The following is a 14705-nucleotide window of genomic DNA, read 5'->3' as shown; positions in this document are numbered from 1 at the left end:
GACGACTGGATCGTGAGAGCGTCCGTGACAACGGGAGGTGTGATGGTCAGCTGACTGGTGTCAAAGATGACCTTCTCCGGCCATTTGTGGGCGGACTTGATCCGGATAACCGCTCTATCGACGGCGACGGACTGATCAGCGAACGCCGCTGGTGGGTTCGGCAGAAACCGGCTGGAGATGAGTAACAAAGCCGCAAGCGTGCTTCCGACGAAGATAAAATAGCGGGCTACGGGCACTCCTTATCGCTCTCGATTAGAACTCTCGATTGTCCTTTGGGAGATACCCGAATCGTCGGACGCATCACTGAGCCTGCGTCTGCTCGATCAGCGAGGGCGCTGCAATGATGGGAACTGGCCTTACTTTGCTCACGAACGCCACGAAGCACAGCACCACGATGGCGAATGTAGCCAGGCTCAATACGCTCCTCATATCGTCTCCTGTGCACTGTCCGTTCGCGCCGATGCAGCCGACTTTACTTTCGTTGACTCGCCGCGTCGCACGACCCTTTTTCTACGACGGTATCGGTACGCGGCTGGGGGAGCCGGTGAGTGCCGTCGGCGCGGAGGGCGAGGCTACTCCGCCGCTATCATGTTCGATTTCAAATCGATGCCCAGCGCCTTCGCGATGCCCGCGCCGTAGGCAGGATCTGCCTTGGCGCAGTTAGCGACATGACGCTCCTGAATCTGCTTGGCAGCGGAGCCGACCTGACGAGCCGTATTGTCGAACAGTATTTGCTGCTGGGCAGGAGTCATCTTGCGAAAAAGGTCGCCTGGCTGCTGGTAGTGATCGTCATCGACACGATGGTCCCAATGTGCTGCGGCGCCTCCGAGTTCCAGCGCCGGCTCGTTCAGCTGCGGCTGGTCAACCCACTCGCCCAGGCTATTGGGGAAGTAGGTAACAGTTCCGCCGAGATTGCCGTCAGTGCGCATGGCGCCGTCGCGATGATAGCTGTGGAACGGGCATTTTGGCGCGTTGACCGGGATGTGATGATGATTGACGCCCAGGCGGTAGCGCTGTGCATCTCCATAGGAGAAGAGCCGCCCCTGCAGCATCTTATCCGGCGAGTAGCTGATGCCCGGCACGATGTTGGCGGGAGAGAACGCTGCCTGTTCGACTTCGGCGAAGACGTTCTCGGGGTTCCGGTTGAGTTCGAAATATCCAACCTCGATCAGCGGAAAGTCGCCCTTTGGCCAGACCTTGGTCAGGTCGAAAGGATTGAATGGGAATGCCTTCGCCTGCGCGTCTGTCATCACCTGGATGAACAGGGTCCAGCGCGGGAAATTGCCGGCCTCGATATTTTCGAACAGATCGCGCTGGTGGCTTTCGCGATCCTTGCCGACGAGGGCTTCGGCTTCCGCATCCGTCAGATTCTGGATGCCCTGCTGGGTACAGAAGTGGAATTTGACCCAGATGCGCTCGTTCGCGACATTGAGGAAGCTGTACGCGTGGCTGCCGAAGCCATGCATGTGACGGAGGCTTCTCGGAATGCCTCGATCGCTCATGACGATTGTGACCTGATGCAGTGCTTCAGGGAGCAGCGTCCAGAAGTCCAAGTTGTTGTCGGCGTTACGCATGCCGGTGCGCGGATCGCGCTTGATGGCGTGATTGAGATCGGGAAAGCGCAGCGGATCGCGGAAGAAAAACACCGGCGTGTTGTTGCCGACGACGTCCCAGTTGCCCTCTTCAGTATAGAATTTCAGGGCAAAGCCGCGGATATCGCGCTCGGCATCAGCGGCGCCACGCTCGCCCGCAACCGTCGAGAAGCGAGCGAACATCGGGGTCTGTTTGCCGATCTCGGAGAACATCCTGGCCTTGGTGTAGCGCGTGATGTCATGCGTGACGGTGAAGGTACCGTGGGCGCCGGAACCCTTGGCGTGCATGCGGCGCTCGGGGATCACTTCGCGGGCGAAATGGGCGAGCTTCTCGATCAGCCAGACATCCTGCAGCAGGGCGGGACCGCGCGGCCCCGCGGTCTGAATGTTGAAATTATCCGTGACTGGGGTGCCGGATGCATGGGCCAACGGCGATCGTTTGGATAGGTCGCTCAAGGGTAGGCTCCGGTGGACAGAGTTGGACGTGCCGAGTGCTCAATGCTTCATCATCTAGAACGAGAGCTGTCGTGTTGAGTTGGAACAGCGTCTCGAAGCCGGCACCCAATATGCCTTCTCGCTACCAGTTGCGATTGAACGCTACTGCGGGATTAGCGCCAATCATGCTCAAAACTGTCAGCTGACGAATTCGGATCTATAGACGCGCGGGGCAACCGCACGATTTTCAGGATAGTTCGCGCAGGCAACAAGCGGGCCACATAAGCTCTCCCCAAGGCAGATCGGTGCGGAGCTCGCGATAGCCGGTTGGGCGCCCGATTCTGCTGACGAGCACCGTAGCGAACGGCATCACGGCTCCCTGATTGTTATGGCTACGACCATGGGGCTGATCCGTAAGCGCCCACTGTTCAAGCGCTTGCGATCGACGCGAACATGAAAACGGCGTGAACGTTCCATGCACCGCAGCGTCGTTCAAGAAGAGCCGTCACACTTCCCATATCCATAGCAGAGACCGAGTCGCCTTCGGATCGAAGGAGTTTCCATGACGACAGTTCTGACCGAATCGCTTCCGCAAGAAGAGCCGCCGGCAACAAAGGCGGTCTTAGATAAGAAACGCGTCCTGATCGTCGGCGGAGGCTTCGCCGGCATCGCGGCTGCACGCGCGCTCAAGCGAGCCAATGTCGAAATAACGCTGATCGATCGGCGCAATCATCATATTTTCCAGCCGCTCCTGTACCAAGTCGCCACCGCTGTCTTGGCGCCATCCGAGATAGCGGCGCCAATCCGGCAGCTCGAGGCGAAACAGAAGAATCTCAGCGTATTGCTGGCCGAGGTTAAGGGCATCAACTCGGGAACGCGGACCGTCGACGTATATTGCCCGGGAATAGGTTCTCTGAAACTCGAGTACGACTTCCTCGTGATCGCCGCCGGAATGCATCCGAGCTATTTTGGTCATGACGAGTTCGCGCGCTTTGCGCCAGGTCTCAAGAGCCTCAACGACGCTGAGACGATCCGGACCAGGATCCTGAGTGCGTTTGAATTGGCGGAATCCACCGATGATGAGAAGGAGCGCGCGCGCCAAATGACCTTCGTGTTGGTGGGTGCCGGCCCAACCGGCGTCGAGCTTGCCGCTTCGATCGCTCAACTGGCCTCGGTGACTCTGCGCAACAACTTCCGCAAGATCGACCCCGCCAAGAGCCGAATTCTGCTACTGGACGGAGGCGCGCGTATTCTTCCGACCTTTTCAGAATCTCTGTCACGAAAGGCAGCAAGGCGACTAAGCAAGCTCGGCGTTGAAGTTTCGACGGGCGTAAAGGTCGAGAAGGTTGACGACCAGGGCGTGATCGCGGCCGGCAACCGCATTCCGAGCGCCACCGTGCTTTGGACGGCAGGCGTCAGCGCCTCGCCTGTCATAAAAATGCTGGGGACGAAAATGGACCGCGCTGGGCGCGCCTTCGTCGGCGCTTTCATGGACATCCCTGAGGCGCCCAATGTCTTTGTCGCGGGAGATGCGGCCACGATGACCCAGGATGGGAACCCCGTCCCCGGAGTGGCGCAGGCAGCCATTCAACAGGGCCGATTTGTCGGGCATGTCATCGCGAACCGTGTCAGAGGGCGCAAGGATGGTCGACCGTTTCGATACCGCAACAAGGGCAATATGGCGGTGGTTGGCAAGAACTTCGCCATCCTCGAGTCCGGCCATTTGCGTAGCAGCGGCTTTCTGACCTGGCTGGTGTGGGCCGCGTTGCACATACTATCCCTGCCGCAACTTCAAAACCGGTTCCGCGTCCAAACGCAATGGCTCTGGTCTTATCTGTCGGGGCAGCGGAGCTCACGGTTGATTTCCGAAGGATCGCGGTCGTCCGCCTCATAGTCGTGGTCAGGCCCGGTGGTCATCACTGCCGGATGCTTTAAGCTGGTTTGGGATAGCCCTGTGCTTCAATATTGAACCACAAGCGTCACCTTACGCCACTTCGGGGGCTTAGCCCTGCCACGGAGAGAACGCTAGGCCCCAGGGTGGTCTTTGGAAAGCTTAACAGCCGTCCCCGGAATTGGAGAGCGGTATCGATACGAAGCGCGTCATACGCCCAAAGAGCGACCGGAGCCAATTGCTGATTTCGGCAGCCTCTTCACCAATTGCGAAAGAGGCCCCCGCCAGCACCGCTACTCGTCGTCAGGGACGGAAATCGCAAAGCCGTTCAGTGTCATTGAAATGAAGCAATAGTGTCCGACAAGGTATACGATCTCGCGGGTTCCCTCCCCACCGAAGACGGCGATGGCGCGTTCCCAGATCGGTGACGCCAGCATGCCGCCGCCCAATAACGCGCTAGCCATGTCGTAGCCAATTGCCTCCTCGCTCGTCAGGTCCGCCGGTCGAAGACCCGCGGCAATGGTTGCGAGGCGCTCGGCACTCATTCCATTCGCCAGAGCGACAGCGCCGTGTGCGTAGATCTCATAGGCCGCGCCGAACCTTGCACCTACCGTAAGGATCACGATCTGCCGAACCATTTCCGGCAAGTGCCGGAATCGCGTCATTCCTTTTGTGGCGCCCCAGAGCGCGTGACCAAGATCGGGATCATGCAGCCATGCGCTCCATGGCCCGAGTATCGCCCCGTCCGGTCGCATGGTCTTGAAGGTGCTGTATTTCGCGGCAATGCCGGCCTTCATATCGTCGTAGAGCAGCTTCTGTTCCGGCGAGAGTTCGGCCGGCGGAATGAACGGCAAACGCATGAGCGTTACTCCTTACAGGATCATACTCACACCCGGCGGCAGGTAGCTCTGCATCCCGACGGGCGTGGACAGGATCATTCTCATCGTGGTGTCCTAGCTTTCCTGCTCAAGGCGAGTTCGAATTCGAGCGACTTCTTAGTTGCGGGCGGCACGAACGTCGGCCGCCGTAACCTTGCCTTGCTTGCCGCCGAAATGCCCTATGACATAATTACTGACGGCAGCGATCTCCGCGTCGGAATAGGCAGCGGCGAACGAAGGCATCAAGTTGTCGCCCCTGTGCGACCCGATCTTGACCCCTTCGAGCACGACGCGGACGAGATTGACGCCCGACGGGTCGTTCACCGCGGGTGAGCCGAGAAATTCTGCGTGTTCCGTCTGTTGACCGGCTCCGTCCCAGCCGTGGCAACTGGCGCAAGCCGACGCGAAAATCTGAAACCCGATACTTTCGTTGCGATCCGGTCCCGGCGACCAGGCCGTGGCACGGTTCAACGTGGCCGGATGATGATCGATCCGGACCGCGAGCTCCGATGGTTGTGCCGGAATGGATCTCAGATATCGGGTCAGCGCTGCGATGTCTTCGGAGGAGAGATGACGAAGACTGAGATCGATTGCCTCTCCCATCCCACCTCCGGCGCTGCCGCGCGCGGGCGCGTGCCCGGAGGATAGATACTGCGCTATGTCGGCGTCGGACCAAGCACCTATGCCGCTCTCACGGTCAGACGTGATGTTGTAGGCCTTCCATCCGTCAACGACCGCCCCGGCGTACTTCCTGCCTCTCTTTGTCGCGAACATCAGATTGCGGGGTGTATGGCATTCGCCGCAATGCGCGAGCGCTTCGGCAAGGTACGCTCCACGATTCCACGGCGCGTCGTGAGCCGTGGACGGCTCCCATGGCCTGGTCGGCACAAACAGGAGCTTCCAGGCTCTCAGCGAGTACCGCTGGTTGAATGGGAAAACGAGTGTGTTGTCGGTGTTCCGCAGTGACACTGGTCGCACAGTTGAAAGGTAGGCACGGATGGCAAGGACGTCGTCGGTCGAAAGAAGGGCATAGGCTGTGTACGGAAAGGCAGGATAGAGATCCTCTCCGTTCTTCCCGATTCCCCTGTGCACGGCTCTTACGAATTCCGCATCGCTCCATCTGCCAATCCCTGTTTCCCCGTCCGGCGTGATATTGCTCGAGTAGATCGTTCCAAACGGAAGCCTGAAGGCGCGACCACCGGCAAACGGCTGCCCTCCCGGAGCGGTGTGGCAGGCGACGCAATCGGCCGCTTTGGTCAGATACTCGCCTTTTGCAACGAGTGCGTATCCAGTTGGTTGCGCCTGCGTAGCTTGGACCGCTTCGATCGAGGCGGGCCAAAAGAAAAAGCATGCGGCCACGATCGCGATGACGACACCGAGAGCGCATACAGCGACAAGGATGCGCTTCATGCGTTCTCCCGTTTGGAAAGCAGGCTTCGGTCGATCGGCAGGCGGCGGATGCGGACCCCGGTTGCTGCGAAGATTGCATTCCCGAGTGCTGGGGCCGCAGACACCGTTCCTACCTCGCCGAGGCCACCGGGACTCTCGTTACTTTCCAGGAGGTGGACCTCGATCGGCGGCGTCTCGTTGATGCGAAGTTGTCGGTAATCGTTGAAGTTGCCCTGTTCGACCCGTCCTTCGTCGAAGGTAATGCCGTTGAACAGGGCGGCCGACAGTCCGAACAGGACACCGCCTTCGATCTGCGCACGGATCGTATCGGGATTGATCTGGATGCCACAGTCGACGGCGGCCACGATCTTATTCAGCGAAATCTCGCCTGAGATAGCCACCGCGACTTCGATGACCAGAGCGGCGTAGCTTCCGAAGTTCTGATGCAGCGACACCCCGCGCCCGGACCTTGGCTCCAACGACTTATGCCAGCCGGCGGCGTCGGCAACCTTGTCCAGCACGGCCATTGCGCGCGGATTGGCATCGAGCAACGCCCGCCTGTAGGCGATCGGATCCTGTCCTGCGGTATGCGCCAACTCGTCCAGGAAGCTCTCGACCACGAAGACGTTGTGCGTAGGGCCGACGCCGCGCCACCAGTTCAGCTTGACTGGCGGATCGTGCCTGACCCAGTCGACCCTGATGGCTGGGAACGCATAGGGGCTGTCCCAAGCGCCATCGACGGCATCCTTGTCGAGCTTTCCTTCCGGCCAGCCGTCTTCAGCGAAATAACGCCTGACCGTTCCCGATATGGTGCGATGGGTCCAGACCAGGGGCCGGCCTTGCTCGTCCAGACCAGCTGCTATCCTGTCGAGATAACAGGGGCGGAAGCGATCGTGCCGGATATCCTGCTCGCGCGTCCAGATGATCTTCAGGGGATAGGGGACCTGCTTGGCAAAATGAACGGCCTGCTCGATCGTATCAGCCTGGAGTCTGCGCCCGAATCCACCTCCGATGAGATGATTGTGCAAGGCCACCTTGTCGACCGGAAGTCCCGTGATCCTGGCCGCATGCTTCTGGGCTACCACGGGCGTCTGAGTGCCGACCCAGATATCGCAACCATTGGGACGGACATGAACGGTCGTATTGATCGGCTCCATTGTCGCGTGAGCCAGAAACGGAAGTTCGTATTCGGCGGTCACCCGCTTCGTCGCATTCTTGAAGCTAGTCTCGACGTCACCGCGTTCGAGAGCCTTGATCGGCGTCCCCTCGTCGGCCGCTTTGACGGCTTCGGCGCGGATCGATGCGGTGGTCAGTTTCGTGTTCGGTCCCAGCTCCCAATCGATATCCAGTGCCTCAACGCCGGCGCGAGCGACCCAATAGTGTTCGCCGACCACTGCGACCGCGTCGTCGATGCGCAAGACGTCGATGACGCCCGGGATCTTTCGCGCACGGTTGTCATCGACCGATTTCAGCCTGCCTCCGTCCACGGGGCTGATCGCCACGGCCGCGGTCTTCATTCCATCGACCATCACATCGATCCCGTAGACCGCGCTCCCGTTCACCTTGGCCGACGTATCGATCCGACGTTGGGATTTGCCGATGATCCTAAACTCTTCGCGCGACTTCAGCTTCGGATCTTCGGGCATCGGCAGGGTCGCGGCCGATTCAGCGACCTCTTCATATTTTAGGACGCGGCCCGTCGATGAATGCAGGATCGTGCCATCCTTCGTGGAGCATTCGTTCGGATGCACTCCCCAAGCCTGCGCCGCCGCGGCAACGAGCATGGATCGCGCGGCCGCCCCCGCCTGCCGAAGAGGGGTCCAGAACCCGCGGATCGAGGTGGACCCACCCGTCATCTGAGCCTTGAAGAGAGGCTGCGCGTAAAGCGATCCGTCGGGAGGAGCGGCAAACGCCACGATCTGGTCGAGGCGGACGTCGAGTTCCTCGGCCAGCAAAGCCGCTTCCGCGGTGTAGATACCCTGACCCATCTCGACACTCGGCATCACCAGCGATATGCCTCCCTCCGGCGAGATGCGAACGAAACCGCCGATCGCGCTCGGACTTGTCACTTCGGACGTTGCGGCTCTTGCCCGGGCGCTAGAGGCGAAGGCGACCATGAGGCCGCCTACGATCAACTGGCGACGGGAAATCGACAGGTGCCCGGTCATTTGCGGGAGGCCGACTTGATCGCGGCGCGTATGCGCGCGTAGGTCGCGCAACGACAGATATTTCCGGCCATCGCCGCATCGATCTCAGCATCGTCGGGAGCGGGATTGCGCTCGATGAGAGCCGCCGCGGCCATGATCTGGCCCGACTGGCAGTAGCCGCATTGGACGACCTCGAGTTCGAGCCATGCCTGTTGAATCCTGCGCCCGCTGTCCTTTTGCCCGATGGCCTCGATTGTCGTCACCTCGCGCGGGCCGACGTTCGCGGCCGGCAACATGCAGGATCGAACGGGCCGGCCGTCCACATGCACGGTACAAGCGCCGCATTGCGCGATTCCGCATCCGAATTTTGTCCCCTTGAGGTTCAGGAGATCGCGCAGAACCCAGAGTAATGGCATGTCATCGGGAGCCTGCACGGAATAGTCGCGCCCGTTGATGTTGAGCGATATCATTTGTCCTCTCAGTCGATGCGGACGGAGCATTGTCCAGTGGGGAAGACCTTTTCTTGTCTGAGTTCAACACGCATTGGATGTTCTTGCTGTATCCGCGCTGCGGTTCGACCGGCCCATCCGTCGAGAAAGTCGAGAAGCAGCCTGTTGACGGCTTCCGGTTGCTCCTCCTGCGGAAGATGGCCGCAGCGTTCGATCGGAGCTACTGAGAGGTTTTCTGCCATCTCGCTCCAGACCGCCTTCATGTCGAATAGGCGGCCGACGGCACCGAAATCCGCGCCCCAAAGCGAAAGCACGGGGCACCCGATCTTCCGCTCGGCATCCTCGAGGTCCTGCGCGACGTCTTCTGCACTGGCACGATAGTCGGACATCGCGCCCCGTACGGCGCCGGGGGCGCTGTAGGCTTTCACATAGGTCTCGAACGCTTCGCCGGAGATCGTCATCGGATCGTGGCACCAGTCGGAAAAGAAGTGACGAAGCCAGATGTCCTCGCGTCCAGCGATCAACGCCTCCGGCAGATCAAGAATCTGGTGGAACGTGAAGAACCAGTATTCGCGGGCGACCTTCGCGTTCATTTCGCGCGCGACGATGCGGGTCGGAACATTGTCCATGACGACCAGGCGATCGACAACATCCGGGTGGTCCTTGGCAAGGCGAGTCGCGACCCGCGCGCCGCGATCGTGCCCAACCAGTGCGACACGCCCAACGCCGAGCGTCTTCAAGAGCTCGACGATGTCGTTGGCCATTGTCCTCTGGTCGTAGCCTCTCGACGGCTTGTCGGTCTCGCCGTATCCACGCAGGTCCGGAACGATCACGCGATAGCGTGTGGCAAGCGCCGGAATCTGGAAACGCCAGCCGAAGCTGGTCTCCGGAAAGCCACGTAAGAGGACCACAGGCGGGCCGGACCCCGCCTCCAGGTAGAATTGGCGGATGCCGTTTGCATGGCACGTGGCTCGACGGATGGCGATCATCGATCTCGTTCCTCCGGGGGCGCTAGGTTTTCGGATTGCCATCGTACTACGCTTGATTTGCGGGGGTTGGATGATCGATCAGACGGGCTCGGCTACCAGGGCGGGTGCGCGCGTGCACATAATTGAGAACAACCGCGCGAACGCCGATCAGTTCGTGTGTGATCAACGCAAGAACGACGAGGATTACGACCAAGGCTAGTACAGGCAACGAAAGCCAGTCGGATGCAGCTTTTCGGTCTGACGTCGCGAGCGACAGGACCGATGCGGCGAAATACAGGCTCAGCGGGATGACCGCGATCGCCGTCAAGCGCTGCAATCCCCATTCGCGCAACCCATCGCGCGCACTGCCGAACTGGCGGACACGGCGGGACACCACCTCGTCGCGCAATTCCGTCTTATCCGATCGAGAGGTGGCCTTTGTCATCGAGGTCTCCTAGACCAAAGAACCAGGTAATGGCTGCCGGGGCGGCTCCCTCGCCGCCCCCGACAGTGTCGTCACGCTAGGCCGCGTGTCCCTTTGCTTTCGGAATGGCACCGCTCGCATGGAAACCGTCGATTTCGGCCACGCTGAATCCGAGCTGCCGGAGAACTTCCTCGTTGTGTTCTCCAATCTTTGGGGCGCGCTTCGCGGGCACCTTGGCGACGCCATGCACCTGAAGCGGGCTGCTGATAGTGGAGGTCAGCTTGCCGCCGGCGCCATTGAGCGGAACGATGATGTCGTTCGCCTGGAGCTGGGGATCATTGATCACCTCTTGCGGTCCTCGCACGGCTCCGAACGTCACATGGGCACCATTGAACACCTCGTACCAATGGGCCATCGGCTCGGCCCTGAAGATCTCGTCGAGGATCGCGGTGAGCTGCGGCATATTCGCCATCAGCTTCGCCGGATCGGAGAAACGGGGATCAGTCAAAAGGTCCGGACGGCCGATGGCCTTGGCGACGGCTGCCAGCTTGTCGGGCGTGATGAGGAGAACGAACCAGGTGTCATCCTTGGCGCGCCAGACGTTCATCGCCGCATTCGCAGGGTTCTTGCGATCGTGAAGCCCGAAGAATTTCGCACCGCACAGCGCTGCCTGGATCGAGACACTGGCGGACCACACGCCTTCGGCAAGCAGCGAGGTCGTGACGCGCGCACCTTCCCCCGTGCGCTCGCGACGATACAAGGCCGTGACGATTGCCGAATAGAGCCCTACGGCGGTGGCATTGTCACCACTGCCGGCCACCGGCCAGGTCGGCGGCGCTCCGGCATCGCGCGTCATCGACAGCAACCCACTGCGGGCCCAGTACGACGTGATGTCGAAGCCGGGGAGATCCGCATCCGGTCCCTTGTCGCCGAAGCCCGTGACGTCGGCGTAGATCAGGCGCGGGTTCCACCCCACCACATCTTCATATTCGAGTTTCAATTTCTTGCGCGCCGGGTGCGGTGTATTGACGATGAGAACGTCGGCCCATTTGACGAGCTTTTCGAGAACCTGATGGGCGCTCGGCGACTTTAGATCAAGCGCCATACCCCGCTTGTTGCGATTGGCGAGGTGCCAGGGGTAGGCATCCTCGGCGACTGGCTGCGGTGGCAGGTGGTTCGCGATTCGCCACAGGTCGCCGTGCGGTGGCTCCACCTTGATGACGTCAGCGCCGAAATCCGACAGGATAACCGCGGCGCTCGGGCCTGCGATAAAGCTCGCCAGATCCACCACTTTCAGTCCAGAGAAAATATTGTCGCTTGTCATAGTCGTCCTTTCTAGATCGCCGTGTGCGGCGGTCGCTTCAGCGACCGTGGAACTGCGGTGCACGTTTCTCGAGGAAGGCAGCAGTGCCTTCCTTCTTGTCTTCGGTGGCGGCGCAGATGCCGAAGAAGGAGGCTTCCAGCGCGAGGCCTTCGCCTTGGCTCGTCTCCAGCCCCTTGTTGGCGGCTTCCAGCGAGAACTTCACGGCGATCGGAGCATTGGCCGCGATCTGCTTCAGGATCGTCTCGGCACGCTCAATCAGGCTGGCGGCCGGAACGACTTCGTTAACGAGGCCGATGCGATAGGCCTCCTGCGCAGAAATCGTTTCGCCCGTGAGGATTAGCTGTAACGCACGACCTTTTCCCACTAGGCGCGGCAAACGCTGCGTTCCGCCGCCGCCGGGCAACAGGCCCAGCTTGACCTCGGGTTGCCCGAATTTGGCGTGCTCCGCTGCGATCCTGATGGTGCAGGCCATCGCGGTCTCGCAGCCGCCGCCAAGCACAAAACCATTGACCGCCGCGATCACGGGTTTGCCGAGATTTTCGATCAGATCGAGGACGTCTTGCCCAAAGCGGCTGGACTTTTCCGCTTCATAGGCATCGACATGCGCGAGTTCACTGATGTCGGCACCGGCGATGAAAGCCTTGTCACCAGCGCCGGTGAGGATCACACCGTGCACGGAAGCGTCGGCCTTCGCATCCTCGAAAGCGGCCCGCAAATCGGTCCAAGTCGGGGTGTTGAGCGCGTTGAGCACCTTGGGCCGATTGACCGTGACGTAGGCGATCGCCCCCTTTTTCTCGTACTGAACGTTCGCAAGGGCCAAGGCCGCCCTGGGCAATGGGTTGGATACGGTTACAGACGATGCAGCTTGCGAAATCATAATCATGTCTCCTTGACCGGGGACGGCCGGCCTCCGAGCGCCGGCCGCTGGAATGTCACACGAAGGCGCCGTGGCCGGTGATCGCTTTGCCGACGATCAGATTTTGCATCTGATAGGTGCCCTCGTAGGAGTACAGCGCCTCGGCATCGGCGAAAAAGCGCGCGAGGTTGTAGTCGGCAACGATGCCGTTGCCGCCCAGGATCTCGCGGCCCCATGCGACCGTCTCGCGCGATTTCGCCGTACAGAACGCCTTCGCCAGCGCCGCATGATGATCGTCGAGCTTGCCTTCGTCATCGAGCTGCGCCAGCCGGAGCATCAAGCACTGGCACGCGGTCAGATTGGCGAGCATCTTTGCGAGCAGATCCTGAATCATCTGGAACGACGCGATCGGCTTGCCGAATTGCAGTCGTTCCTGGGCGTATTTGAGGGTTGCTTCGAATGCGCCCATCTGGATTCCGGTCGACGCCCAACCGACCATGTACCGCGTCATCCGGAGCACGCGTGCGGTATCGCGGAATGAATTGCCACCCTGCAGGCGGTTCGCTTCGGGCACACGTACGTCCTTGAGGGTGATCTGTCCGTTCTGGACCACCTTGAGCGCAATCTTGTGCTCGATCTTCTCGACGCTGAAGCCTGGCGTCGACTTGTTCTCGACGATAAAGCCCTTGACCTGATTGTCCGCCAGATCCCGCGCCCAGATGATCGAAACGTCGCACCAAGTCGAATTCCCGATCCACCGCTTCTGGCCATTGAGAATCCAGGCGTCGCCCTCGCGCTTGGCGGTCGTGGTCAGCCCGCCGCTCGCTCCCGAACCAACCAGCGGCTCGGTCAACCCGAAACACCCGATCTTTTCGTAACGGGCCATTTGCGGCAGCCATTTCTGCTTCTGCTCCTCGGAGCCATCGAGATAGATCGAGCCCATCGCCAAGCCGCTGTGGACGCCCCAGAACGTGCAGATCGACGCGTCGACGCGCGCGATCTCCATCGTGACGAAGCCGTACAGTTTCTGGCTGCCGCCGGCGCAGCCGTAACCCTCGTAGCCGAGCCCGCCGATGCCGATTTCCTTGAACGAAGGCAGCAGTTCGAACGGAAACGCGTCATCGGACCAGTACTTGTTGATGATCGGCTGGACCTTGGTCTGCATATAGGTCCGCACTCTTGTGACGACCGCTTTCTCCTCGGGCGTGAGCATCTCGATCAGCTGATAGAAGTCGGCGTTCGGTAGGGGGACCGGCTTCGACGCGAAGGTCTTGCTTGCTGCGGTTGTGGTGGACATTTGGTACTCCTGATGCTGTGGGTTGAAAATCGGAATAGTCGAAGGATTTATGATTGATCTCGCCGCGGCGCCTGGTCTCAGGCGACTGTCGCCGTCACTTTCGCTTGGCTCGACTCGGCAACCCTGTTGCGTAACTCAAGCAACCCGAGCAAGACTTCATCGCGTTCCGCTGCGAGTTCGTCGATCGAACGCGATCCGACCTCGGCATGGACGCTGTCGATGAGCGTCTTTTGCACGTCCGGCGTTAGCGCCGGCGAGCCGAGGGTCTTCCACCAAGCTGTCATCGGGCCGGCGAACTGCTGGAAGAAGTGCTCGATGCCGCCCGGACCGCCGCCGAGGTGGTTGAGCATCATGTTGCCCATGATGCCCCAGCGCAGGCCCGGGCCCCAAGACAGGGCGGTGTCGACGTCGGCGGCGCTCACGACACCCTCGGCGACAAGGTAGTAGACCTCGCGTGCCAGTGCGGCCTGCAGGCGGTTGGCGACGTGGCCAGGCATCTCCTTGTTGACGCGCACCGTCCGTTGCCCGATCGAGGTGTAGAATTCTGCTGCGCGCCGGATCGTGGCTTCCGAGGTCTTTGCCCCGCCGACTATCTCAACCAGCGGGATCAAGTGGGGAGGATTGAACGGATGGCCGATCACGCAGCGTTCAGGATGCATCTCGCACGCCGACTGGATCTCGCTCATCGTCAAGCCCGACGAACTTGAGGCGATGATGACGCTGGGATGCAGTAATTCATCCAGCTGACGATAGAGCGTTTTCTTGAACTCGATCTTCTCAGGTCCGTTTTCCTGGACCAGATCGGCATCCTTGACAGCATCCGGCAGGGCCGCGGTGAATCCCAGCCTGTTCTGGGAAGCGCCGGGTGCGAGGCCAAGCCGCCGCAGTGCCGGCCAGGCCGCGGCGACAAAGCGCTTCAATGCCGCTTCCGCGCCCGGCGCAACGTCTGTCGCCACTACGTCAAGGCCTTTGGCAAGGAAGAGTGAGGCCCAGCTTGCGCCGATGACACCCGTGCCGATGATGGCAACTCGACGAATAGGCTTGTTTTGCGACAT

General features: G+C 60.8%; 13 protein-coding genes. 1 reads left to right on the top strand and 12 read right to left on the bottom strand.

All coding sequences use genetic code 11. The features are described 5' to 3' along the window. Nucleotides 1–300 precede the first annotated feature (300 nt). Nucleotides 301–429 carry a hypothetical protein gene (locus tag UB31_RS42915; protein ID WP_283806043.1) on the bottom strand — a complete coding sequence of 43 codons (129 nt, stop codon included), beginning with the start codon at nucleotides 427–429 and terminating at the stop codon, nucleotides 301–303. A 143-nt stretch (nucleotides 430–572) separates the two neighbouring features. Continuing rightward, the gene (locus UB31_RS37620) at nucleotides 573–2048 is read right to left on the bottom strand and encodes a catalase (protein WP_045014463.1); all 1476 of its coding nucleotides are present in this window, start codon (nucleotides 2046–2048) and stop codon (nucleotides 573–575) included. Between the two features lie 541 nt (nucleotides 2049–2589). Between UB31_RS37620 and UB31_RS37615 the strand changes: the two genes are divergently transcribed. Next, nucleotides 2590–3921: an NAD(P)/FAD-dependent oxidoreductase gene (locus tag UB31_RS37615; protein ID WP_045006848.1), complete on the top strand. Its 1332-nt coding sequence runs from the start codon at nucleotides 2590–2592 to the stop codon at nucleotides 3919–3921. A 290-nt stretch (nucleotides 3922–4211) separates the two neighbouring features. On the opposite strand, the gene UB31_RS37610 is transcribed toward UB31_RS37615, so the two are convergent. The 10 genes from UB31_RS37610 to UB31_RS37565 all read right to left on the bottom strand — a co-directional run bounded on the left by UB31_RS37610 (nucleotide 4212) and on the right by UB31_RS37565 (nucleotide 14705). After that, the gene (locus tag UB31_RS37610; RefSeq protein WP_045006849.1) at nucleotides 4212–4778 is read right to left on the bottom strand and encodes a carboxymuconolactone decarboxylase family protein; all 567 of its coding nucleotides are present in this window, start codon (nucleotides 4776–4778) and stop codon (nucleotides 4212–4214) included. Nucleotides 4779–4913: 135 nt separating this feature from the next. Beyond that, nucleotides 4914–6206, bottom strand: coding sequence for a c-type cytochrome (locus UB31_RS37605; protein WP_045006850.1), 1293 nt, complete (start codon nucleotides 6204–6206; stop codon nucleotides 4914–4916). Then, entirely contained in the window at nucleotides 6203–8254 is a 2052-nt protein-coding gene (locus UB31_RS37600) for a xanthine dehydrogenase family protein molybdopterin-binding subunit (protein ID WP_245306135.1), read from the bottom strand. Before UB31_RS37600 ends, UB31_RS37605 begins: the two co-directional genes overlap by 4 nt. Nucleotides 8255–8349: 95 nt before the next feature. Further along, nucleotides 8350–8802 (bottom strand): (2Fe-2S)-binding protein, encoded by a 453-nt coding sequence (locus tag UB31_RS37595; protein WP_045006852.1) that lies wholly within the window; start codon nucleotides 8800–8802, stop codon nucleotides 8350–8352. An 8-nt stretch (nucleotides 8803–8810) separates the two neighbouring features. Beyond that, the gene (locus tag UB31_RS37590; RefSeq protein ID WP_082078784.1) at nucleotides 8811–9770 is read right to left on the bottom strand and encodes an alpha/beta fold hydrolase; all 960 of its coding nucleotides are present in this window, start codon (nucleotides 9768–9770) and stop codon (nucleotides 8811–8813) included. A 46-nt stretch (nucleotides 9771–9816) separates the two neighbouring features. Further along, a complete protein-coding gene (sdhD, locus tag UB31_RS41015; RefSeq protein ID WP_082078782.1) occupies nucleotides 9817–10194 on the bottom strand; it encodes a succinate dehydrogenase, hydrophobic membrane anchor protein in 378 nt (125 codons plus the stop codon). A gap of 76 nt (nucleotides 10195–10270) precedes the next feature. After that, nucleotides 10271–11497 carry a CaiB/BaiF CoA transferase family protein gene (locus UB31_RS37580; RefSeq protein ID WP_045006853.1) on the bottom strand — a complete coding sequence of 409 codons (1227 nt, stop codon included), beginning with the start codon at nucleotides 11495–11497 and terminating at the stop codon, nucleotides 10271–10273. 37 nt (nucleotides 11498–11534) lie between these two features. Then, nucleotides 11535–12317 (bottom strand): enoyl-CoA hydratase-related protein, encoded by a 783-nt coding sequence (locus UB31_RS37575; protein WP_245305558.1) that lies wholly within the window; start codon nucleotides 12315–12317, stop codon nucleotides 11535–11537. Nucleotides 12318–12429: 112 nt separating this feature from the next. After that, nucleotides 12430–13650 (bottom strand): acyl-CoA dehydrogenase family protein, encoded by a 1221-nt coding sequence (locus tag UB31_RS37570; protein ID WP_045006855.1) that lies wholly within the window; start codon nucleotides 13648–13650, stop codon nucleotides 12430–12432. A gap of 77 nt (nucleotides 13651–13727) precedes the next feature. After that, nucleotides 13728–14705: a 3-hydroxyacyl-CoA dehydrogenase NAD-binding domain-containing protein gene (locus tag UB31_RS37565; RefSeq protein WP_045006856.1), complete on the bottom strand. Its 978-nt coding sequence runs from the start codon at nucleotides 14703–14705 to the stop codon at nucleotides 13728–13730.

Source organism: Bradyrhizobium sp. LTSP849, assembly GCF_000938255.1.
In the GTDB taxonomy this organism is placed as follows: domain Bacteria; phylum Pseudomonadota; class Alphaproteobacteria; order Rhizobiales; family Xanthobacteraceae; genus Bradyrhizobium.
Note: the sequence above shows the minus strand (reverse complement) of the source record. Positions and strands in the feature narration are given on the sequence as shown.